21 protein-coding genes and 1 pseudogene are annotated in these 22,868 nt (G+C 63.8%); 6 read left to right on the top strand and 16 right to left on the bottom strand.

What is annotated here, in order from left to right; genetic code table 11:
• Positions 1 to 69: 69 nt before the first annotated feature.
• Together KR541_RS23850 and ftrA are read right to left on the bottom strand one after the other, a co-directional pair.
• A complete protein-coding gene (locus tag KR541_RS23850; RefSeq protein WP_216089833.1) occupies positions 70 to 1,140 on the bottom strand; it encodes an NAD(P)H-dependent flavin oxidoreductase in 1,071 nt (356 codons plus the stop codon).
• Between the two features lie 85 nt (positions 1,141 to 1,225).
• Entirely contained in the window at positions 1,226 to 2,188 is a 963-nt protein-coding gene (ftrA, locus tag KR541_RS23845) for a transcriptional regulator FtrA (protein ID WP_006480801.1), read from the bottom strand.
• Between the two features lie 130 nt (positions 2,189 to 2,318).
• Between ftrA and KR541_RS23840 the strand changes: the two genes are divergently transcribed.
• Together KR541_RS23840 and KR541_RS23835 are read left to right on the top strand one after the other, a co-directional pair.
• The gene (locus KR541_RS23840; RefSeq protein WP_216089832.1) at positions 2,319 to 2,738 is read left to right on the top strand and encodes a rhodanese-like domain-containing protein; all 420 of its coding nucleotides are present in this window, start codon (positions 2,319 to 2,321) and stop codon (positions 2,736 to 2,738) included.
• Positions 2,739 to 2,828: 90 nt separating this feature from the next.
• Positions 2,829 to 3,155, top strand: a complete 327-nt coding sequence (locus KR541_RS23835; RefSeq protein WP_050018136.1) for a superinfection immunity protein — start codon at positions 2,829 to 2,831, stop codon at positions 3,153 to 3,155.
• A gap of 15 nt (positions 3,156 to 3,170) precedes the next feature.
• On the opposite strand, the gene KR541_RS23830 is transcribed toward KR541_RS23835, so the two are convergent.
• From KR541_RS23830 to KR541_RS23800, 7 genes are all read right to left on the bottom strand, one after another.
• A complete protein-coding gene (locus KR541_RS23830; protein ID WP_216089831.1) occupies positions 3,171 to 4,331 on the bottom strand; it encodes a cytochrome P450 in 1,161 nt (386 codons plus the stop codon).
• 97 nt (positions 4,332 to 4,428) lie between these two features.
• Positions 4,429 to 4,695: a YodC family protein gene (locus KR541_RS23825; protein ID WP_050018134.1), complete on the bottom strand. Its 267-nt coding sequence runs from the start codon at positions 4,693 to 4,695 to the stop codon at positions 4,429 to 4,431.
• Between the two features lie 344 nt (positions 4,696 to 5,039).
• On the bottom strand, positions 5,040 to 5,900 hold the full coding sequence (locus tag KR541_RS23820; protein WP_124638812.1) for an isocitrate lyase/PEP mutase family protein: 861 nt from the start codon (positions 5,898 to 5,900) through the stop codon (positions 5,040 to 5,042).
• A gap of 141 nt (positions 5,901 to 6,041) precedes the next feature.
• Positions 6,042 to 7,709 carry an ankyrin repeat domain-containing protein gene (locus KR541_RS23815; protein WP_216089830.1) on the bottom strand — a complete coding sequence of 556 codons (1,668 nt, stop codon included), beginning with the start codon at positions 7,707 to 7,709 and terminating at the stop codon, positions 6,042 to 6,044.
• Positions 7,710 to 7,891: 182 nt separating this feature from the next.
• A complete protein-coding gene (locus KR541_RS23810; RefSeq protein ID WP_050018131.1) occupies positions 7,892 to 8,317 on the bottom strand; it encodes a GNAT family N-acetyltransferase in 426 nt (141 codons plus the stop codon).
• A 57-nt stretch (positions 8,318 to 8,374) separates the two neighbouring features.
• Positions 8,375 to 9,235: a MurR/RpiR family transcriptional regulator gene (locus tag KR541_RS23805; protein ID WP_050018130.1), complete on the bottom strand. Its 861-nt coding sequence runs from the start codon at positions 9,233 to 9,235 to the stop codon at positions 8,375 to 8,377.
• A 55-nt stretch (positions 9,236 to 9,290) separates the two neighbouring features.
• Entirely contained in the window at positions 9,291 to 9,644 is a 354-nt protein-coding gene (locus tag KR541_RS23800) for a NirD/YgiW/YdeI family stress tolerance protein (protein WP_050018129.1), read from the bottom strand.
• 233 nt (positions 9,645 to 9,877) lie between these two features.
• Here KR541_RS23800 and KR541_RS23795 point away from each other — a divergent pair, with 233 nt between their 5' ends.
• The 3 genes from KR541_RS23795 (at position 9,878) to KR541_RS36785 (ending at position 12,386) form a co-directional block, all read left to right on the top strand.
• Positions 9,878 to 10,540 carry a response regulator gene (locus KR541_RS23795; protein ID WP_050018128.1) on the top strand — a complete coding sequence of 221 codons (663 nt, stop codon included), beginning with the start codon at positions 9,878 to 9,880 and terminating at the stop codon, positions 10,538 to 10,540.
• A gap of 5 nt (positions 10,541 to 10,545) precedes the next feature.
• A complete protein-coding gene (locus KR541_RS23790; RefSeq protein WP_425542637.1) occupies positions 10,546 to 11,913 on the top strand; it encodes an ATP-binding protein in 1,368 nt (455 codons plus the stop codon).
• 77 nt (positions 11,914 to 11,990) lie between these two features.
• Positions 11,991 to 12,386, top strand: coding sequence for a MarR family winged helix-turn-helix transcriptional regulator (locus KR541_RS36785; protein WP_425542631.1), 396 nt, complete (start codon positions 11,991 to 11,993; stop codon positions 12,384 to 12,386).
• Between the two features lie 402 nt (positions 12,387 to 12,788).
• Here KR541_RS36785 and KR541_RS23775 read toward each other — a convergent pair whose 3' ends face one another.
• The 7 genes from KR541_RS23775 to KR541_RS23745 form a co-directional block, all read right to left on the bottom strand.
• Positions 12,789 to 13,043, bottom strand: a complete 255-nt coding sequence (locus KR541_RS23775; protein WP_080334425.1) for a PAAR domain-containing protein — start codon at positions 13,041 to 13,043, stop codon at positions 12,789 to 12,791.
• A 31-nt stretch (positions 13,044 to 13,074) separates the two neighbouring features.
• Complete coding sequence (locus KR541_RS23770) at positions 13,075 to 13,911, bottom strand: hypothetical protein (protein WP_252996682.1); 837 nt, start codon at positions 13,909 to 13,911, stop codon at positions 13,075 to 13,077.
• Positions 13,912 to 14,122: 211 nt separating this feature from the next.
• Positions 14,123 to 15,091 (bottom strand): hypothetical protein, encoded by a 969-nt coding sequence (locus tag KR541_RS23765; RefSeq protein WP_252996681.1) that lies wholly within the window; start codon positions 15,089 to 15,091, stop codon positions 14,123 to 14,125.
• A gap of 78 nt (positions 15,092 to 15,169) precedes the next feature.
• Positions 15,170 to 16,003, bottom strand: coding sequence for a hypothetical protein (locus KR541_RS23760; RefSeq protein WP_252996680.1), 834 nt, complete (start codon positions 16,001 to 16,003; stop codon positions 15,170 to 15,172).
• 124 nt (positions 16,004 to 16,127) lie between these two features.
• Positions 16,128 to 18,677 carry a M35 family metalloendopeptidase gene (locus KR541_RS23755; protein ID WP_216089828.1) on the bottom strand — a complete coding sequence of 850 codons (2,550 nt, stop codon included), beginning with the start codon at positions 18,675 to 18,677 and terminating at the stop codon, positions 16,128 to 16,130.
• Positions 18,678 to 18,712: 35 nt separating this feature from the next.
• Positions 18,713 to 20,935 carry a type VI secretion system Vgr family protein gene (locus KR541_RS23750; RefSeq protein WP_252996679.1) on the bottom strand — a complete coding sequence of 741 codons (2,223 nt, stop codon included), beginning with the start codon at positions 20,933 to 20,935 and terminating at the stop codon, positions 18,713 to 18,715.
• Positions 20,936 to 20,998: 63 nt separating this feature from the next.
• The gene (locus KR541_RS23745) at positions 20,999 to 21,682 is read right to left on the bottom strand and encodes a TagK domain-containing protein (protein WP_176016998.1); all 684 of its coding nucleotides are present in this window, start codon (positions 21,680 to 21,682) and stop codon (positions 20,999 to 21,001) included.
• Positions 21,683 to 22,098: 416 nt separating this feature from the next.
• Between KR541_RS23745 and KR541_RS23740 the strand changes: the two are divergent.
• A pseudogene (locus KR541_RS23740) lies at positions 22,099 to 22,440 on the top strand (integrase core domain-containing protein); the annotation flags it as partial.
• Positions 22,441 to 22,868 lie beyond the last annotated feature (428 nt).

Below are 22,868 nucleotides of genomic sequence, written 5' to 3'. Positions count from 1 at the left end.
GCCTGGATCGGGCTGACGAAAATCCAGATCATACGCCGATGCTCCCCCGCCGGCGCCCCTCCTGGCCGTTCAGCCAGCCGTCGGAAACGCGTCGCGCAGCCCGGCCGCGCACGCGAGTGCGTCGCGCCACAGGCGCTGCGTCAATTCACCGGCATCCTCTTCGCGCGCGAGCGCCGCGGCCTCGCCCGACCACAGCAGCGAGAAATCGTCGCGGCCCTGCCGCTCGAACGCGCCGCGCAGCGGATCGACCGCGGCCGTCGCGAGCGGAAACGCCGGCGCGAGCGCACTCATCGGCCCCTGTTCGCGCATGAAGCGCGTCAGCAGCCCGCGTGCGGGGCGGCCCGTGTACAGGTTCGTGATGCGTGTGCCGTCGTCTCGGGCGGCGCGCACGGCCGCGCGATGTTGCGCCGAGCGGCCGGCCTGCGGCGTCAGCAGGTAGCCGGTGCCGATCTGCACCGCGCGGGCGCCGAGCGCGAACGCGGCCGCGATGCCGCGCCCGTCGGCGATCGCACCGGCTGCGATCACCGGCGCGCGTACTGCATCGACGATCTGCGGCAGCAACGCGAACAGGCCCGGTTGCGCGTGGATATCGTCGGTCAGGAACACTCCGCGATGGCCGCCGGCCTCCGCGCCCTGCGCGACGATCGCGTCGACGCCGCGCGCATCGAGCCAGCGCGCCTCCTCGACGGTCGTCGCGGACGACACCACCTGCGCGCCCGTGCGACGCACGCGGTCGAGCAGCGCGTCGTCCGGCAGTCCGAAATGGAAGCTCACAACGGCCGGCCGCAGTTCCTCGACGACCGCGCACATCGCATCGTCGAACGGCGCGCGGCCGGGGCCGCCTTTCACGTCGGCCGGGTCGAGCCCGGCTTCCGCGTAGTAGCCGGCGAGCGCCGCGCGCCAGCGCGTGTCGACCTCGGCATCGGGCGCGGGCGACGCATGGCAGAAGAAGTTCACGTTGAACGGCGCGGCCGTGCGCGCACGGATCGCCGCGATCTCGTCGCGCAACTGCTGCGGGCCGAGCGCCGCGCACGCGAGCGAACCGAGCCCGCCGGCTTCGCACACGGCGATCGCGAGCGGACTCAGCGAGCCCACCATCGGGGCCTGGATCAACGGCAAACGGGAAGGCAGCATCGTCATCGGCATCCTTGTTCGGAATGAGTGGCCGTCGCCACACCAGTGGTTCTTTTCTTCGTCGCGCCCGAGCGATGCCGCCCGGCGCCTGCTACGTGCCGCCGCGATCCATCCCGCGCCGGTACGCGGCCGGGCTCGTCGCCGCGACGCGCCGGAAATGCCGGCGCAGCGATTCCTCGGAACCGAACCCGGCGCGCGCCGCGACTTGCGCGAGCGGCAACGCGGGCTGCGCTTCGAGCATGTCCTTCGCGACGTTCACGCGTTCGCGGATCAGCCATGCGAGCGGCGACATCCCGGTCGCATCCGCGAACTGACGCTGCAGCGTACGCGTACTCATCGCGGCCTGCGCGGCGAGCGACGCGAGCGTGTGCGGCTCGGCCGCATGCGCGCGCATCCAGTCGATCAGCTTCGCGAGCCGGTCGGTGCCGCCCGGTGCGACCGGACGCGGCACGAACTGCGCCTGCCCGCCGTCGCGATGCGGCGGCAGCACGAGGCGCTGCGCGACGCGGTTCGCGATCGCGCCGCCGTGATCGCGGCGCACCAGGTGCAGCAGCATGTCGAGCCCCGCCGCCGAGCCGGCCGACGTGACGATCTGCCCTTCGTCGACGTACAGCGCATCGGGATTCACGCGCAGCGCCGGATAACGCGCCTGCAGGCGTTCCGCATACCGCCAGTGGGTCGTCACGGTAAGGCCATCGAGCACGCCGGCTGCCGCCAGCACGAACACGCCCGAACAGATCGAGCAGAGCCGCGCACCGCGCCGATGCGCGGCCCGCAGCTTCTTCAGCAACGGCTCGGGCGGCAGTTCGTCCGGATCGCGCCAGCCGGGAATCACGATGGTGTCCGCGCGATCGAGCGTCGCGAGCCGGTACGGCGCCGCAACGGTGATGCCGCCCGCCGCGCGCACGGGCCCCGGCTCGCTCGCGCATACCGCGAAGCGATACCAGTCGACGCCGAGTTCGGGGCGCTCGAGCGCGAACAGTTCGACCACGCAGCCGAATTCGAACGTGCAGAGACGATCGTAGGCGAGCGCGACGACGAGATGATTGTGCATGGCGCGATGTTACCGGAACTTGTCGATCGCGCCACTGCCGCGAAACGAGCCGAACCGCGATACTGCCCTTCATTGCGGCGCGTTCCGTGCCCGCTCGGTTCCGTACCCGCTCAACCAGGAGAGCCCGACCATGTCCCATGTCACCGACGTCCCCGCCGCCGACTGCCCCGCCGCGCTCGCGCATTTCGAGGCATCGCTGCGCTTCGAGACCGATTGCTGGGACGTGCACGACGCACTCGCGTCCGGCACGCCCGATTTCGTGCTGCTCGACGTGCGCGGCGCCGCCCCGTTCGCCGCCGGCCACGTGCCCGGCGCGCGCAACCTGCCGCACCGCAAGATCATCGAAAGCAAGCTCGCCGGTTATCCGGCCGGCACGCTGTTCGTCGTCTACTGCGCGGGGCCGCACTGCAACGGCGCCGCGCGCGCGGCGATCCGGCTCGCGCGCCTCGACCGGCCGGTCAAGCTGATGATCGGCGGCGTGACGGGCTGGCTCGACGAAGGTTTCGCGCTGAGCAACGACGTGCAGCCGGCGGACGCCGAAGCCGGCTGATCGTCACCAAAAGCGCAACAATCAATTGCCTGCACACGAACGGAAAAAGCGCGACAATCAGCCTCATTGCAGTTCGGACGGAGCAGCACCATGCATGATGAAGTCCTGATTCAACTGGCCGGTTCAGTCGCGGCGATCGCGCTCTATTTCCTGCCGGCCGTCATTGCCGACCGGCGCGGCCGGCACGACAAGCTCACGATCGCGATGTTCAACGCGCTGTTCGCGTGGACGGGCATCGGCTGGCTGATGACGCTGTACTGGGCGTGCCAGCCGAATCCGCGCACCGACGTCGCGCAGACGATCCTCGCGAAGCGCCGCGGCGTCAGCATGCGCACCTTCTCGACCGGCCTCGTCGAACGCGTGCAGCGCCGCGTCGCCGCCCAGGAGCAATGGGCGGAAAAACAAGGCTGCCGTTAAGTCCCTCTTTCCGCTTCACCGCGTCGCGTCGAACTTCGGCATCCTGACGTTGGTCGACGCGCGGTAATCCCACTTCAGTACGTCGCGCGGCGGCCAGCCGCCTGCGCGCAACCGCGCCGCGAACGCCCCCGCCGTCACCGCCCGTGCGATCCGCTCGCCCGGACACCCATGCGGCCCCGTGCCGAAGCCGAAATTCGGCCCCGCCGCGCGGCCGGGCATCAGCCGATGCGGCTCGCGATGCACGGCCGGATCGCGGTTCGCCGCCGCGAGCACGACGAGGATCGCGTCGCCGGCTTCGACGCTCACGCCTTCGATCGACGTGCGCGCCGCGACGAACCGGCGCGTGTTCTGCACCGGCGCATCGAAACGCGCGGCTTCGGCAACGAATGCGTCGAGCGCGAACGCGTCCGGCGCCACGCCGGCTTCGCCGTCCCATGCCACGAGCGCATTGCCGAGCCAGGCGGCCGTCGCCTCGCACGTCTGCGACAGCAACCCGACGAGATTCGCGACCAGTGCGCCGCTCGCGTGCCAGCCGGACGCGCGGGCCGCCTGCTGCACCGCGGCGACCAGCGTGCCGTCGCGCGCATGCGACTGCGCAACCCGTTCCGTCATCCGGTCGAGCAGTTGCCGCGCCGCGTCGCTCGCGCGCGCCAGCGCCGCGGCATCCGACAGCGGCGACAGCGCGGCGACGAACTCGACGACCCGCTCGGCAATGTCGTCGAGTTGCGCTTCGTCGAAGCCGAGCAGATCGGCAACCGCGCACACCGGCACCGTCATGCACCACGCATTCAGCGCATCGGCATCGCCGGGCGTCGGCAACCGCCGCGCGGCAAGCGCGTCGGCGCGAGCGCGCAGCGCATCCGTGTCGATCGGCGCGAACGCCGCGCGCAACGCCTGCTTCGGCATGTCGTGTCGCGACGGGCCATCGTTCATGCGCACCAGCTCGCCGAACAGCGCACCGGCCGTCGTACCGCGCAACGCGGGCGGCACCGGCGCGTCGAGCGGGCGTACGCGGCAGGCCGGATGGCCGAGCACGGCCGTCACGGTCGCCGCGCGGCTCGCGACCCACAGGCCGAGCGTGGCGTCGAACGCAAGCGGCGGCCCGTCGACGAGCGCGGCGTAATAGGGATAGGGATCGCGGTGCGTGACCGCGGCAATGGGATCGGTCGGGTTCATGCGTTCAGTATCGGCGCAGCGCGCCGCCGCATGTTTCGGAATAGCGTAAAGTGTCGTTGCACGGACGCCGCGCGTCGCGGCATCGCGGCGGCCGGCGTCAGGCCGCCGACCGGTAGCGGTGCGACTGCATGCGCAGTCGGACCCGCCCGGCCGAAATCGCACGCGGCTCGGGCGCCACCGTGTCGTGATGAAACATTTCCTGCCGGAACTCGCCGTTTTCGTCGAACCACTGGCAGATCAGCCAATCGCCGTCGTCGAACACGACCGGCCCGGCATACGTGACGGTCATGCGCGGCCCGCCCGTTTTCAGCGTCACGACATCGCCCACGCGAAACCTCACTCGATGATTTTCTCGGATCGTCATCGCTCTCTCAGCTTTTAATATATTGAATATATTGATATTCCCGGCAGCCCACTCGCCGGTCATTCGAACGTGACGCAGATTATCAATCAAAAAATCATCCGGCAACTGCCGCGCACTGAAACGTTCTGAACGAGAACCTGCAACAATGCACGACATCGTCGCGTATGACAGCCCGCCAAGCCTCAGATCCGGTGCGGTTTGCGCGCCGGCGGCAGCCGATCGGGCGGAATGCGGAGAATAAGCGACGATTTTCGCGTCAGCGCCGACGATTAATGCAGGCGCGAAACCGATTGATTATTGTCAATCAATGCTTAAGTGGAAACGATTCCGGATTTTATTGGGGCTCATTCGCCGAACAAAATCGGCGAATTATCCGGCGCCGCGAACCAGCGGTTGATATCGCGCCCCGGCACGGCTGCCCGCGTAAAGGTGAACGTGCCGTCGCGCCGCATTTCCGTCGCCGCGTGCAGGAACGCGCCGAGCGCGGCCCGCGCCAGCGCGCCGCCGACGCTGACGCGCTTCACGCCGAGCGCCGCCAGTTCGTCGAGGCTCAGCAACCCGCCCTGCAGCCCCATGACGACATTGACGGGCGCGCCGACCGCCCGGGTCACGGCCGCGATCTCGTCGGCGTCGGTGATGCCGGGCGCATACAGCACGTCGGCGCCGGCGTCGCGATACGCGACGAGCCGCGCGATCGTGTCGTCGAGGTCGCGGCGGCCGTGCAGGTAGTTCTCGCAGCGCGCGGTCAGCGTGAACGGAAACGGCAGCGCGCGCGCCGCGTCGACGGCCGCCGCGATGCGTTCGACCGACGCGTCGCGCGCATAGATCGGTGTATCGGCGCGGCCGGTCGCATCCTCGATCGAGCCGCCGACCGCGCCCGCCTCGGCCGCCAGCCGGATCGTTTCGGCCACCGTGTCGGGCGCGTCGCCGAAGCCGTTCTCGAGATCGGCGCTGACGGGCAGGCCGCCCGCGGCGACGAGCTCGGCGATGTGATCGAGCATCGCGTCGCGGTCGATCGCGTTGTCGGGCTGCCCTTTCGAAAACGCGTACCCGGCGCTCGTCGTGGCGAGCGCTTCGAAGCCGGCCATCGCGAGCAGGCGCGCGGTGCCGGCGTCCCACGGGTTCGGGATGATGAACGCGCCGGGGCGCGTGTGCAGTGCACGGAAAGCTTCGGCGTGGCGGACTTGCTGGTCGGAACGGGTCATGACGAACTCCGGGAAGGTGTTGACGGTGAGCTTACGCCGGTCGTGCACGCGACGTTTCAGCGTTTGCCGAAATGTCGTCGCGCAACGGAAACACCCGGGCCGGCCGGATGCGGGTCGCCACGTTCAACGGCCCGCGTCGCGTCACGTCGATGCGGGCCGCCCGTCGTCGATGCCGAGCAACACGTCGGTGACGGCGTCGGAGAACCGCATCGCGCGGCCGTCGATCAGCACGCCGTCCGGATTCGACGGATCGCGCACCGCTGGCGGCACGCCGTGCGCGAGCAGCACGCGCGCGCACGCGTCCCAGTCGGGATCGCCGACGCCCTCCGGCTCGTTGACGGATGCCCACGACAACGTACCGAGCGCATCGCTGCCGAACCCGTGCAGGTCGCGCCAGCTCGCGCCGTGTGCAAGCAGGAACGCCAGCAGTTCGGCATCGCCGCGGAACACCGCGTGATTCAGCGCGCTCGCGTCCCAGTCGCCGCCGCGCGCGGCGATCGGCCAGTCCAGCTCGACCATCACCTTCACCGCGTCGCGCGAACCCCATGCAGCGGCGTCCGGTAGCAACCGCAGCCGATCGTCGGACAGCGCACCGGGCAGTTCGGGGTGTTCCGCCTGAATGCGCCGCGCGTCGTCGGCATCGGCGCGCGCGCAGGCCGCCATGAACGCGTCTTGCGCATCGAGCGCCTCCTCCGCGCCGGCCGCGCGCAATAGCGCCGCGACTTCGGACAACCCCGTCTGCATCGCGAGCCGGTACGCGCTGACACCCGCGGCGGTCCGCGCGCGGGGATCGGTGCCGGCCGCCAGCAGCGCGGCGACGTGGCGTGCCGGGCAACGCACGGCGATCGCGCGCAACAACGGCGCGCCCCACATCCTCGTCGGCCCCTCGCCGGCCGGCTCGTTCGGGTCGCCGCCATGCGCGAGCAACAGCTCGAGCGCGGCCGCGTCCGGCACGTCGAGGGCGCGCCGCAACGCATTCGTGCCGCCCACCCGTGCGCCGTGCTCGAGCAGCAGACGCGTGCACGCCGGGTTCTCCACCGAGTGATACAGCGATTCGCCGTCGTTCGGATCGGCGCCGGCTTCCAGCAGCATCGCGGTGAGCGCCGGATCGCGATTGACGCCGGCGGCGCCATACAGCGCCGACAACGATTCCGACTCGTCGGGCTCGGCAAGCGAGGCCGGCGGATACCGGTTCCCGATCCGCTGGTTCGGATCGGCGCCCGCCTCGAGCAGATGACGCGCGCACGCACGCAACCCGGCCGCGAATTCGGGAAGCTGCGCGAGCCGCGAATGCGTGACGGCGACGAGCGGCGGCAGCTTCAGCGCCCCGCCGGCGCGCGCGATCCAGCCGGGATCGGCGGCCAGCGCCGCCTTCACCGCGTCGAGATCGCCCGCCGCGCATGCGATGGTCGGGTCCGCCGACACGAGATCGGGACGATCGAGCAGCAATTGCGCGGCGACGCGCGGCCGGGCCGCGTCGAAACCGCCGGTCACGTCGGCGCCGTACGCGAGATCGAGCCAGCGCCGGATCAGCAGCGATCGCGGTTGCCGCGTGAGTGCGTGCGTTTCGACGAACACGCCGAGATCGGCCCACGAAGCAAAGCCGTACTCGCGTGCGATGCAGGACTGCGCGTCGTGCAGGCGCAGCCCGAGCGCGAGCGTTTCGTCGTGCGTGCGATTCGCGGCGGCGGGCAGGGATGCGACGAAGCGCGCGACGGCATCGGCGTCGCCCTGCCGGTACAGGCGCAACAATGTCTTGGCCTGCTTTTTCAGATGATCGGGATGAGCGTCGGGAGGCAGCTTTTTCATGCGGATCCTCGTGCATGGATGGCCGAAGGTCCGCAACACCGCCAGCACGAAGGATGGGGAAGACTGGATTGACTGCGACAGGTGGGTTGAACCCTTTCCGCGGACCCGGAAGCGACCTGCATCGCTGCCCGGTATCGTAGGCGACGGCTGACCGCATCGTCAACCGGGCCGGGCCGCGCCGTTCAGCCCGCGAGTTGCTTCGTCAGGAAGATGCGCGTGTGCCCGACCGGGTAATCGGGCAGCTCGCCAAAGCGCACATAGCCGCGCTTCTCGTAGAAAGGCCGCGCCTGAAAGTCGAACGTATCGAGCCACGCGCTGTGGCAGCCGCGCGCGATGGCCTCTCGTTCGGCCAGATCCATGATGCGCGTGCCGGCGCCCTGGCCGCGCGCGGCCTCGGGCACGACGAGCAGGTCGACATGCAGCCAACCGAACGCCGTGCCGCCCCACAGGCCGCCGACCACCGCGCCGGCCGCGTCGGTCGCGATCACGGCCAGCGGCCGGAAATCGACCGGGCCGGCGTGGCTTTCGTTGAAGCGGATCAGCGGCGCGACGATCTGCTTGCGCACGTCCGCGTCGGCCGCGTCGGTCACTGCGTAGGTCAACGTCATCGGTTACGTCGGGTCGTGAATGAGAGTTGGCTGAAACCATCCATACCGCCGCGCGCGTCAAACGACGTACGCGCCCTTCGCGTGCAGTTCCGCTTCGGTCCGTTCGAGCGCCGCGATCGCATCGCTGCCTTCGAGCGCCAGCAACTGCGCGACGAGCGCCTCGGCCATCGCGTGCGCGGCCACCAGCGACGGAAAGAACGACGGGCTGTCGTGCGTGAAGATCAGTTGCGCGTCCGCGTGCAGCGCGATCGGCGACACGGCGCTGTCGGTGATCGCGACGATCCGGCTGCCCTGCGCCTTCGCGGCCTGCGCGACACGCGTCGCTTCGGCCGAATACGGTGCGAAGCTGACGATGACGGTCACGCTCTGCTTCGCGATCGTCCGCAGCTCCATTTCGAGCGAGCCGGCGACGCCGTTGAGCAGCGACACGGTCGGCCGGAACAGCCGATAGCCGTAGACGAAACCGAACGCAACCGGATAGCACGAACGAAACCCCGCCACGTGCACGTGCGACGCCTTGCGGATCAGCTTCGCCGCATCCGCGAGCGTGTGCTCGTTCTGGGCGGCGGTCGCCGACAGGTTGTGCTGCTGCGCGGCGAGCAGATCGTGCGCGAGCGACGCCTTCGCGTCGGGCCGCACGAGCGAGCGCGCACGCTGGGTGAGCGGCTCGGGACGCGTGCGCACGCGCGCGACGCACAGGTCGCGCAGCTCGTTCCAGCCGGGAAAGCCGAATTGCTGCGCGAGCCGCACGAGCGACGCAGGCTGCACCTGCGCGCGCTGCGCGACCTTGCGCATCGACGACGTGGCGACTTCGTCGGGATGATCGAGCAGGAAGGCGGCGCCCGCCTGGAATTGCGGGCTCAGCTCGGAAAATTGCGCCCGGATCCGGGACGCGAGTTCGTCGAAATTGGCGGCCATCTTGGTGGGAACGGGAACCGGTCGTCCATGGTATCACCGGCCCCGCGCCCACCGGTCAGCGCAGCACTTCGACGTGATCGGCGTCGACCTTCACGCGGCCCGACCATTTGCGCTCGAATTCGCCGGTCAGCTTCACTTCGTTCTTGTCGCTGACGGGCTGGCCCGCCGCCCACAGCTTGCGGTCGATCTCGACGTGGATCGTGCCGGTGGCGTCGGCGAACTCGTAATCCTCGCCGCCGACGTGCTTGACGATGCGCCCCTGCAACTGCACGTGCTGGTCGTCCTTGCCGTTGGCGAGCAGTTCCTTCACGGTCGTCGTGGTCAGCGCGGACGGCCCCGTGTATTGCGCATGGACGGCAGCAGGCAACGCGACGAGCGCGACCGCCAGGATTCTGGCCAGGTGTTTCATGATCTCGGTCCTCTTCTTCGATGTGGCGCCGCGCTCCGTTGAACGCGACGGCGCCAGATTACGGACCGTAAGATTAAGCAAACCTGAAGGTCGCGCCCAAGTGACACGCTGCCGCATAGGACGAGTACGAAAGCCCGCCGCACGCCGCCCGCATTTAAGCTCCGCCTAAGACGCGTGCGCTTATCATGAGAACCTCGGGCGCTGCCGCGCCCCCGTTGGAGAGACACCAATCCATGCGCGTACTGCTCGTCGAGGACGATCCGCTGATCGGCAGCGGGCTCGAACAGGGCCTCAAACAGGAAGGCTTCGCGGTCGACTGGGTGAAGGACGGCGACGCCGCGTCGCTCGCGCTGCGTGCGACCAGCTACGGGCTGCTGCTGCTCGATCTCGGGCTGCCGAACCGCGACGGTTTGTCGGTGCTCGCCGCGCTGCGCCGCCGCGACGAAACCCTCCCCGCGATCATCATCACCGCGCGCGACGGCGTGCCCGACCGCATCGCGGGCCTCGACAGCGGCGCGGACGACTATCTCGTCAAGCCGTTCGAGCTCGACGAGTTGCTCGCCCGTATCCGCGCGGTCAGCCGCCGCCATGCGGGCCGCGCGCAGACGACGCTCGCGATCGGCCCGCTGCGGCTCGACCCCGTCAAGCACCTCGTCTGGCTCGACGACGACGAAGTGCCGCTGTCGCCGAAGGAATTCGTGCTGCTGCACGAGCTGATGCGCGAACCGGGCGCGGTGATTTCGCGCGAACAGTTCGAGGAACGGCTGTACAGCTGGGGCGAGGAAATCGAGAGCAACGCGGTGCAGGTGCATATCCACAACCTGCGCAAGAAACTCGGCCACGACATGATCCGCACGGTGCGCGGCGTCGGCTACCGGATCGGTGACGGCACGTGACGCGGATGCAACGCGCGGTCGCGCGCTGGCGCAACGCGTCGCTGCGGCGGCGCCTGCTGACGTGGCTGCTGCCGGCCGCGTGCGTGATCGGCCTGGTCGCGAGCGCCGGCACCTACTGGGGCGCGCTGCGCGAACTCGACGACCTGCTCGACGACCAGATGCGCAGCATGTCGAAACAGATCGTCGTCGGCCCGAACGGCGAGCTGTCGTTCAGCAACCACGCCAAGGGCAAGCACGGCTTCGAAGCGAGCGACCCCGATGCGGTGCTGCTGCAGGTGTGGCGCAACGGCACGCTGGTGTATTCGACCGACCGCGATTCGGAGCTGCCGCCGCCCGAGCAGAAAGGCATCGCGAGCATCGACGTCGATGGGCAGCCCTGGCGCACCTATGTGACCGAGCGAGGCGGCACGACGATCCGGCTCGCGCAGGCACGCCACGCACGATGGGAAGCGATCGCGGGCATCGCCGTCCACCTGCTGTGGCCGGTGTTCTCGATGCTGCCGCTGCTCGCGCTCGGCCTGTGGTTCGGCATCGGCGCGGGGCTGCGGCCATTGCGCGCGATCGCGGCCGGCCTGAAACGCAGGAATGCGAACAACCTCGAGCCGGTCGACGTCGCATCGATGCCGAACGAGGTTCGCCCGCTTGCCGAAGCAATCAACGATCTGCTCGCACGCCTCGACCGCTCGTTCACGCTGCAGCGGCACTTCATCGCCGATGCCGCGCACGAACTGCGCACGCCGATCATGGGGTTGTCGATCCAGTCGGAACTGCTGCGGCGTGCAGCGACGGCCGAGGAACGCGAGCATATCCTCGCGCAAATCCATGCGGGCACGACGCGCCTCGGCCACCTCGCCGAACAGTTGCTGACGCTCGCGCGCCTCGAACCCGATGCGCAGGCGGCCGCCGCCGCATTGGCGCCGGTCGATCTCGCCGCGCTGTGCCGCTCGGTGGTGTCGGACCGCGCGCGCGTCGCCGATGCGCACCGCATCGATCTCGGCGCGATCGTCGACGCCCCCGTGATGGCATCGGGCAACACCGACACATTGCGCGTGCTGCTGAACAACCTCGTCGACAACGCGATCCGCTATGCGGGCGAAGGCGCGCGCGTCGACGTGTCGGCGCGCATCGACGGCGAGACGCCCGTGCTCGAAGTCGCCGACGACGGCCCCGGAATCCCGGAAGCCGAACGCACCGACGTGTGGGAGCGCTTCTATCGCGGTGAAGGCGCGCAGGCGGTCACGTCGTCGGGCAGCGGGCTCGGGCTGTCGATCGTCAAGCGGATCGCCGAACAGCATCGCGCGACCGTCGCGCTCGGCACTACGCACGGCGGACGCGGGCTGACCGTCACGGTGCGCTTTACGCAGCCGGCCTGACGCCGCGCGACGCAGGGCTTTTCCACAGATTGTGTTGGCAAGCTTGTGGACAACCGTCCATTAACGGCACCAAGCCATTGATCGAAAAGGGTTTGTCGTGCGTGCGCGGCAAATGCGCCCGGCAGATCAGCTACGCACCCGACTCAGTTGTCGTCGGCGATTCGCTCGACCCGCAGGCCGGTCGGCAGGCGGTGCTGAAACAGATCGACGTGCTGACCGGCGAAGGGCTGATTGGGCCGCTACCCGATCCGGCACACAAGCGTTCCCCTTTGCACGCGCCGACGTCTCTCGGCGAGGCGTCCTATCAGGCCGTGGTCGGGCGGTGGCAACAGCATGTCCGCGACATCGCCGGCGACTTCAGTTCGGCTGACCTGGATGCAGCGATCCGCGTGCTGCCGGCCTATCCGTCGTCCGCCGTCGCGAGCCCGCACCTGTTCCAGAAAGTCGGCGTGGCCGGTATCTGCACGGCGTGAGGGCATGGCCTGCCCGGCGAAGTTCAAGAAAACATCCTGGCGGCTGGTTGTCCGGTCCAGTAATCAATCGTCCCTGGCGGGCAACCCAACCCGATTGCAGAAGCACGTTGCAGCCGTCCCGGTTGGGTGGCTGGATCGTCCCCGGCGGCAAATGCCCTACCCCCAAACACCGATGCGGCTGTTCGGCGTAGCCAAGTGCGTTGCTCTGATCGTCGCGTCAAAGTAAGACGCGAAAGCGCGAAGAACTTTGCCTGCCGCCACACAAACGGTAGCCACCCCGTCCTGTCTACTATTGAGATTCATGCGAACAGCGACAAGCTGCCGCGACTCAGCGGACGCCGATGCGTCGCCCGGTGCATGTCTGCCTGGAAGCTGAATCATGGCGTGCTTTCCCTGTTCCGCTCAATCAAGCAACCAGCCGTTATCTCCCTCGACCAGCGTGCCGCCGTGGCTGGTGGTGTCACCCTCGCGGGCGACCGCCCGGCCGCCAAACGTGGTTACGCCCCCGGTGACGATGACAGCACCGCAACTCGTAGAGTCACCGACACAGGCCGCTTTTCTCCCCCCGACGGTCACGCCGTCCGTGCCGCTGATAACAGTTCCGGGTCCGTGCAACGGACAGACATGGCGATGGCCGACAAGCACAACGGGTCGCATGAAAATCTCCGATGGTGATATTGATCTGCCGTTACTTTCCAGCGGCGGCACTCTGTTCGCCCACGTACTTCCACTGGAAACTGAAAGGGTCCACCCCCCGGTCCCCCGGCAGGTTCGGCAGTGAATCCCCTTCCTTCACGAACACTTCGTGATAGCCGCCGAGCCGTTCGATGCTCTTGCCCGTCGCGGCCCAATAGCCAGTCTTTGGCGCGTAGTCACCCGAACGGGCGTATGGCAGCGCGGGGACCTGCGTACGGGCATCCACTTCGCCGAGGAATTCAATGTGCCGCCCCTCACGCACTTCTTCATCGGTCGGCTTGTAGACCCTGAAATAAAGGCGGTTCGACGGCGCGTTGTCCGTGATCGGGTACATCATCCTGCCCTTGCCCGTATCGGTACGGTCCAGAACCTCGCGCACGTCGATCCAGTCGAGTTGCGTATGCCAGTAGACCATCTCGTAGACGTGCGTGCCAGTGAGGAACTGGCTATTCGCGATTACAAATTCACCCGGCCCATCTGAGGTCCATTTGCTTTTTGCTTTTACTACACTAGCGTTCGCCTTTATCTCGTCATCTCTGGGGGGAGCCTTGAGAGCTATAATGCCGCCATCCTTACGCGGGGGCTCTGGATTAATGCGCTTGCCTTCTGAATACAATCGAATGACAGGATCATCCGGTGTCGGCATATCAGTCCATTTAGCATCTTTCTCACTTGGATTGATGCAAGAAAATCCGTACCGTATCTTGATGCTGCTGGCACGTACGATCGCGTCATGAAAACTGATCTGCGTAATCAGCGGATTCTTGACCCAGGTTACCCGCTCATTCGGCACGACGCCCGTCTGGTTTCCGCTTTGCTTGTCGGTCATAGAACTTTTCGTATTTTGGTTCGAAGGCGGCGCCGCTTGCTGTTCCGCAAGAGACGAGCAGCCGACCAGTGCCACCATTCCTCCAATCGAAATAATGGCACGAACGCCGTTCATTGTCAGACGGTCAGGCCTCATCCTTCGCTCTCGATAAAAATGCAATACTTTCGGCATTCGCTAACGCCCTGTTGGGCATGAGCTCGGCGAGTACCCGTTACTTTCCAGCGGCGGCACTCTGTTCGCCCACGTACTTCCACTGGAAGCTGAAGGGGTCCACGCCCCGGTCCCCCGGCAGGTTCGACAGTGAATCCCCTTCCTTGACGAACACTTCGTAATAGCCGCCGAGCCGTTCGATGCTCTTGCCCGTCGCGGCCCAATAGCCGGTCTTTGGCGCGTAGTCGCCCGGACGGGCGTACGGCAGCGCGGGGACCTGCGTACGGGCATCCACTTCGCCGAGGAATTCAATGTGCCGCCCCTCACGCACTTCTTCATCGGTCGGCTTGTAGACCCTGAAATAAAAGCGGTTCGACGGCGCGTTATCCGTGATCGGATACATCATCCTGCCCTTGCCCGTATCGGTACGGTCCAGAACCTCGCGCACGTCGATCCAGTCGAGTTGCGTATGCCAGTAGACCATCTCGTAGACGTGCGTGCCAGGAAGGAGCTGGGTATTCATAATCACAAATTCACCGGGGCCATCTGAAGTCCATTTGCTTTCAGCCTTAACCTTGTTGGCGTACAGTTTTATTTCCTCATCCCGGGGAGCCGCGACATAAGGCTCAATACCACTGTACTTGGGCGGGGCAGGCTTAATCTCCTTGCCCCCCGAATACAGCCGCATTGCAGGACCATCAGGTGTCGGTTTACCGGTCCACTTAACGTCCCGTTTACTTGGATTGATATAGGAAAGGTAGTACCGTATTTTAATGCTGTCGTCACGTACGATTGCGTCATGGAACCTGATCTGCGTGATCAGCGGATTCTTGATCCAGGTTACCCGTTCATTCGGCACGACACCCGTCTGGTTTCCACTTTGCTTGTCGGTCATAGAACTTTTCGTAGTTTGGTTCGAAGGCGGCGCCGCTTGCTGTTCCGCAAGGGACGAGCAGCCGAGCAGCGCCACCATCCCTCCAATCGAAATAATGGTGCGAACGCCGTTCATTGTCAGACGGTCAGGTTTCATCCTTTGCGCTCTCGATAAAAATGCAATACTTTCGGCATTCGCTAACGCCCTGTTGGGCGTGAACTCGGCGAGTACCCGTTACTTTCCAGGGGCGGCACTCTGTTCGCCCACGTACTTCCACTGGAAGCTGAAGGGGTCCACGCCCCGGTCCCCCGGCAGGTTCGGCAGTGAATCCCCTTCCTTCACGAACACTTCGTAATAGCCGCCGAGCCGTTCGATGCTCTTGCCCGTCGCGGCCCAATAGCCGGTCTTTGGCGCGTAGTCACCCGGACGGGCGTACGGCAGCGCGGGGACCTGCGTACGGGCATCCACTTCGCCGAGGAATTCAATGTGCCGCCCCTCACGCGCTTCTTCATCGGTCGGCTTGTAGACCCTGAAATAGAGGCGGTTCGACGGCGCGTTATCCGTGATCGGGTACATCATCCTGCCCTTGCCCGTATCGGTACGGTCCAGAACCTCACGCACGTCAATCCAGTCGAGTTGCGTATGCCAGTAGACGACTTCATAAATGTGTGTGCCAGTAAGAAACTGGGTATTCAAGATCACAAATTCGTCTGCAACCTCGCCTACCCATTTCTCCTTTGCCTTCATCACATAGGTAGATCGCTTTATATCTTCGTCCCGGGGAGCCGCGACATAAGGCTCAATACCACTGTACTTAGGCGGGGCAGGCTTAATCTCCTTGCCTCCCGAATACAACCGCATTGCAGGACCATCCGGCGTGGGCTTGCCCGTTGTCTTAACGTCCCCATCGCTCGGATTTATGTATGTGGTGTAGTACCGTATTTCGACATAGTTGCTGCCAAGCTTTCCGTCATGAAACCTGATCTGCGTGATCAGCGGGTTCTTGACCCACGTTACCCGCTCATTTGGCACGACACCCGTCTGGTTTCCACTTTGCTTGTCGGTCATAGAACTTTTCGTAGTTCGGTTCGAAGGCGGCGCCGCTTGCTGTTCCGCAAGGGACGAGCAGCCGAGCAGCGCCACCATCCCTCCAATCGAAATAATGGTGCGAACGCCGTTCATTGTCAGACGGTCAGGTTTCATCCTTTGCGCTCTCGATAAAAAATGCAATACTTTCGGCATTAGCTAACGCCCTGTTGGGCGTGAACTCGGCGAGTACCCGTGCCGCGCGTGCCCCGTAGGCGGTCTTTCCGTTGTATTTGTCAGGGTCATCTGCCCCGTTAACGTCGATCTTCTGGTCCTTGGCATGAGCGGTATTCTGCAAATGCGCCACCTCGTGCAACTGGATTTCCATACGGTTCTGATCGACCGGATCCCTGTTATTAAAGCTTCGAAAGAACGGACCATACTGGCAAGCGATATTGACGTATTCCATCCGGAAGCCTGATTGGGCAGGCTTGAGTGCCTTTGCCGGATACACCCCCGGGTGCACATAGGCACCTGCTTCAAAACCCAGTGCGCCCTTGACCACCCGCTGCATGGATATATGGCGGAAGAACTCCCGCATGCCTTTCAGGTAGTTATGGATGTGATGCCCGGCAGGCTTGGCTGCAAGCTGTCCGTGCAACGTCTCCGGAGCAGCGATGTCATTGGGCGTCACGCCAAACCAGTATTCGAAGTTCGACCAGAGATCGTGATGGGCAACATTGTGAATCGTTTGCAGAGTCGCATATTCCCTGACGACTGGCGCCCGCGCCGAGGGCGCATCAGGCATGGCGGCGTTGGCGTCCGCCCAGGGTTCGAGTTGTTTGAGGCGCTTCTCGATCAGCCTCAGGCAGGTTATCCAGCTCTGCCGGATTTCCAGTTCGAACGCCTCCTCGGACAGCGTTGCGTCCGTTGCGAGACATTCCCGCATCTGGGCCAGAAAGCCCACTGGATGGAAATGCCAGTTCTTCGCATCCATCGGCGTGGATAGCGGCTTCATGGCATTGTTCACACCGTCCTGCTGTACCTTCGCGTTGCTCCAGAACTGCTGATGCTGAATATCCTGCAAGAACGTCTTGAAATGGCTGTCGGATAATTGCGGAAGCGGCGGATGGCCGCCTTGCTGAAGTTTGCCATAGCGCTTGCTGTTGTTACTGCTGTCCCATTCGGTGTGAAACCGGACAGCAGCGGTGCGCAAGATCGCGTCAACGCCATCAGCATGAAGATCATCAAGACTCAGGCTCGCAGAAGACTTGTGCGCGGCAGACAGGATTTTCTGCATGACCGCATCGTCGTCCTCAACGAAGCCGTCGTCTGTCGTATTCAGTTCGTTATCCTTATAGGTCTGCCACCCCCGCGCTACCCAGTCACTGTCAGTAGTCAACGTCACCCACGCGTCGCGGACAAATTCCCGCCCATCGGCTGCGGCCCTCGCTTGATCGGTGTACGCGTAATAGGCACTCCCATTCATGCCAAATAGCTTGAAACAGATAAGTTTTCCAACCACATCAGGCTTCATTCCATCTACCCCACAGGGTATCGCTCCAAAGAAGCAGGAGCCGGCTGGAAACACTTGCATGCTTGATGCGGATAATCTGCCTTCCCTTGAAAAAACATCTTTTGCCAGCGTTGCATTCCGCGTCAACCACACCTTCCCCATACCATCGCTTTTCTGTCCATCCGCATATTCCTGGTACGACGAACTTGGGTCGCTAATGTTCAGCGGAACAAGCGGCTTCATCTGCTTCACCAACTTGTTCTCGCCCGTAAAAATCTCGAAGTGAAAGCTGTCCGCCACCGAGCCAAGATCACCGTCCGTTATCCCGGCGTAACCGATCACCTGTCCGGCCCTGACCGGATACTCCAATGAGAAGGTGCAGTCCAACGGCATCCACCGCTTTTCCGTAGGATGGCAGCAATACATGAATGAAATGGGGTAGCCCAGCCGGATTTTCTGCTCGGGCCTCAGTGGAGCGCCTGGCTCCACGTCCAGATACATGCGCTCGATCCATCCCTCGCCACTGTTTCGGGTATTGATGTCAGTAATCCTGATCTTTACCATGTGGTGCCCGTCATCGATCACCGCGCTTACCGTTACTTCGTCCCCGCGCAACGCGGCAACCGGAACAATTGTATTGGTGGTCGTGAGAAACGGCGGCAGGACTGCCTTGTTCTGCAACTGCTTCTGCGGCAGCAGATTCGCGTAGAGCGAGTAGAAGTGTGCCCCGATGTATCTGGGGATGCTCGCGCTGACACCCTGCGAAACGCCCTCCACAGGCTGCATTTCACCGCCGCCTCTATTGACCTCGCACTCGTGCCGAATCAGTACAAAGCTACTGCTGAACTGTCGGGGCGGTGACGGCTGTGGCTTGGCTTTCGACGCTGACGCCTTCACCGGTGCGGTCGCCTTGATCTGCCGGTCGAGTTCGCTGTCGATATAGTCCCGATCCAGTCGGAACGCGACGATGGTGCCGTCCGCGACCGCGCGCACCGGCTTTTTTCCGCTCAGGTGTACGCCGCCGTGCCAGAAGCGGTTGCGCCCCACCGGGAATACACCTCCCGCGACGTGCTTCGCGAGATCAATATATTTGCGGACAAGTGCTGGCGTACTCAGCGCGGCACTGGCTGACTGCGGGTAAGACGCTGGCTGCGGGGCGCTGTAATAAGGATCGTCTTCAAACGGGAAAGTCACAATCACGAGACACGGTTCCTTGATGGAATGAACGGCAGGCGTCAGCCTGAAAACGGGAAGTAGTCCGGTGTGAACGGATCGCCCTTGTTCACGTCTGAGCGCATGTCCAGGGCATTCTTGACCCAGCCGGTCTCGGTCTGGACCGGCCCCTTCAGCTTGATCCGGACTCCCTCAATCGTGACGCCCTCACCGTCGAGCGTGATCTTTCCGGCTGGGCCGATGATTTCAGCCTTGTCGCCCGCCTGTAGCTGGTAGATACGGGTCTTGCGCTCAATAGCCTGCCCCGCCTCGATCTGGTGACGCCCCTGCACCTTGTGTTCGGCGTTGCCGCCAGTCGTGACCAGGAAGTTGGCCGCAATGGTGTCCTTGCGATTGTTGCCCGTTTCCTCGATTCGATCCTTGCCGATCTGGATGCGGTGATCGCGCCCAACCGAAAGGAACGCATCCTGGCCAATGGTGTGACGACGATCTACACCAATCTCGACCTGTTCGCCGCGGCCGACTTTTTCCGTACGATCGTTGTCAATCGTCACCGATTCATCATGTCCGACTGTCTTCGCGCGATCATGCCCAACCGTATGCGATTCATCGCTTTCAACTTCGGTTCGCATATCCCTTTCGGCGTGGAGCCATATTTCCTCCCTGCCTTTCCTGTCCTCGAACCGCAGCGCGTTGGCGGTTTCGTAGCCGCCTTCATCGGTGGAGCGCGTCAGCGTGCCGCTCTGGGTCGCATTGGCGGGCAACTCCCACGGCGGCATGTTGTGCGCGTTGTAGTGCCGCCCCGTCACAAATGGCCGGTCAGGGTCGCCGTTCTCGAAGTCCACTATCACTTCCGAGCCGACCCGCGGAACGCTGATGGTCCCGTAGTTGTTGCCTGCCCACGGATAGGAGACCCGCAGCCAGCAGGATGATGTCTGATCATGTACTGGCGAGCGGTCCCAGTGGAACTTCACCTTCACCCGGCCGTACTGGTCCGTGTAGATTTCGCTCCCGTCGGCCCCCGTGACAATGGCCGTCTGCGGGCCGGTTGTGCGTGGCTTGCTGACCGTGCGCGGTGGACGGAAAACGGTCGTGGCCGGCTGCACTTCAAACCGTGTCCGAATCCGGTATTCGCCGGTATCGGTTGCCCCGTCGAGTTCAGCCGCATCCAGCCGAGCCCGGATAACAAGGTATTCGCGGTTTGCACCGGCTTGCGGAAAGCCCGCCAACGTAAAAGTCGTCCCGCACACAACGTTCCGCACATGCCCACCGCCAGTGCCCCGCTCACCCAGGGCACGCATTTCCTGCATGCGTATCCGTGCAAACTGCTCACCGGCCTTCAGTTCGGTGTAGTCGCCGGGCCACTCGTAGCGTTCAAGCGTATTGTGCGAGGTGTCCTGCGGCAACTGAATCTGGGCCTCGAGATTTGCCCTTGGCCGCGTAAAGTCGAAATCGTTCGTGGTCCACTGACCTGACTGGATACGCGCAGTCGTATCGAAGTTGTCGATGTGCTCCATGTCAACCCTGCGGCCTGGCGGATAGTACGACAGCGTCCGATAGGCTTCACTGTCAACCGGCTTGTGCGCCCCCAACTGGTCCACCAGGACCATGCGATGCACGGTATCTGAATGCTCGAAGAACCAGTAAATCCCGTTTTCTTCCATTAGACGCTGGATAAAATGAAAGTCGGTTTCGCCATACTGGACCTGATAGACCAGCTTCGGATAGGACTCGCTTAGCCGCATGTCCCACGAGTAGAGGTAGTGCTCGCTCAGCACTTCGTGAATGATTTCAATAACAGACTTATTCTGGAAAATTCTGTAATCCGAGCGTTTCTCAGCTAGCGCGATCCACGGTTGCAATTTGAGTCGATATCTACTCTGTCGGTTTGACTGACCGGCAAAACTCACTGCCGTGATAATCCCGCTGATTTCGCGTAACCCGCGTCCGACGTTTGCTGCACCGGTCGCCCCTGGCATTCCAGGGATAAAAGTGCCCATCCCGTCAAGCTGGATGGTGACGGTCAGTTCCTTCCCAATCATGTCGAGCGTATTGAGATTCGCCGCCTCTTCGTCACTCAATCCCGCATCGAGCGAGGTTTTAACCTCCAAATCGTAGGTGTAGATTTTGGAAAGTTCTTCCTCGCCTTCGATCGCAACCAATTGCAATACAGGTTCGCCATTGTGCGATAACGGGACGGCCGCCCCACTGATAGAGAGCGTTCGGGGCCGGCTGAATTTCTGCATGACCGGATATAGCTTTTGAACGTCAAACGCGTTGGACATGGTGATTCCGACAATAAGATGGATCGTATCGGGCTACTCGGCGAGCGTATGCAGACTGACTCGTCAGGACGTTTCGCTATCAGGCAACAACCCGACCGGCAGGGACACGGGGCTATCCATTGCGACCATATGATGTTCGCGTCGCGTCAGTTCGGGTGGCCGCTGGGCAGCATGGCGTGATGCGGCTGCGAGGAATTCGGCAGGCGCGAACAGACTCAGCACGTCGTTCCATTGCTCCGGTTCACAGAGGTCCGGTGCCCCACTGAGGTCGCCGAACAGCTGTTCAAGTTTGACCGGCGGCCTGAGTAGCTCCATGATCCCCTGGGGCTTGGCAACCGGCTTAACCGGTTGCGGCGGCAACTCCACCATAGTGAGCAAACCCAATCCCGGTTCAGCCTGCACGGGCAACGCAGATGGCGTGGCTTCCGGTGTATAAGAGATTGCCCACTCGGCCAATGAAAGCGGATCATCGAGAAATCTGAGGTATTGACTGTACAGTGACGCAATAATATTTTCGTCCTCCACAGCAACGTTATTGTCATCGAGCTCGCGAAGGGCCTCGCTGCCACGAAGGGACGCTGATGATCCAAGCAGGCCAAATACTGCCCCACTGCCGCATTCATCACCACTCGACAACGCCCGAAATCCCCCGCGCATAACGTTGTCCGCGACGTGAATGACCGTGCCGTCGTGATCCGTTGAATCGCCAAAGCGAGCGACATCCTTGCCTGAGGTATCGTCCTGCACGTTTCATCTCCATCGAACGGAATTTCTCCTGCGTCGAATTTACCGAGCACTCGGAGAAAATCACATAAGACACGTCCGAAATTGACAAAAACCTAGCAAAAATCACAGGGTGTGATTTCTTTTGTCGCGACAATGGACATGCCCCGCATATAAGTTGCATACACAACTTCTGCACAACCGCGGATGGCTCAAGCGAACAACGGCAAGTGACTTGCTGCCTCACGCGAACCCAATCGGGCGGCTCGGACATATTGCAGCCTTCTGGACACTCGTCCGTCATATGGCTTGCGCCGTCCGCCGAAGCAAATTCACACCAGCAGAACAACAACCAGCAGACCGCATCAACCACGCGACAAGTCGAGATAAATCCCACCCATATCAATAGGTATCCTGACTTCTTGAGGTAAAAAGACACACATACCCCGCCCGAAATCGAGTGGCTGAGCGACAACGGTTCGGGCTACACGGCTGACGACACGCGTCGGTTCGGAGTGGCCATCGGCCTGAAGCCATTGACCACGCCGGTGTGCAGCCCGCAAAGTAACGAGACGGCCGAGCGCTTCGTGAAGGCGATGAAACGCGACTACGTCGCCTTCATGCCGACGCCGGACGCAGCGACTGCTGCACGCAATTTGGCCGTCGCGTTCGAGCATTACAACGAGAAGCATCCCCATAGCGCGCTGAAACATCGCTCGCCTCGCGAGTTCCGGCGTTCGATGGATTCAGCAATCCTTACTGTAATGCCGCGTCCGGTATGACAGGGGCAACTCCAGCGGGGTTGCATGTCAATTCGTCATGCGGGATGGTGGATCGTGGGGGAGTGACCTGAAGGAGCCCGCCCGTTTCGCCGCATCGTCTATCTTGCCCGCCTGACAAGGGTTCGCTGCCACCGTCAAAGTTGTCCACAGAAAATGTTGGCAAGCTTGTGGATATCCTGCGCACCGCGACGCTAAACCCTTGATCCGATGGACTTTGGCACGCATGATGCAGACGCGGCGCGCGTCATGGCCGTCGCGCACACCGCTTCGCCGCACTTCGCATCACGATGCCACGACGATGCGCTACTTACCCACAGATTGTGTTGGCAAGCTTGTGGATATCCTGCGCAAGCCTGCGCTAACTCGTTGATCGGCCTATGGTTCGTGTCGCGTGTCACCGTTTCGGCAGCGCGCGGGTTCGGCCTGCG

This window comes from Burkholderia sola (genome assembly GCF_905400185.1).
GTDB lineage: Bacteria > Pseudomonadota > Gammaproteobacteria > Burkholderiales > Burkholderiaceae > Burkholderia > Burkholderia sola.
The sequence above is the reverse complement of the archived record's forward strand: the minus strand, read 5'-3'. Positions and strand labels throughout refer to the sequence as shown.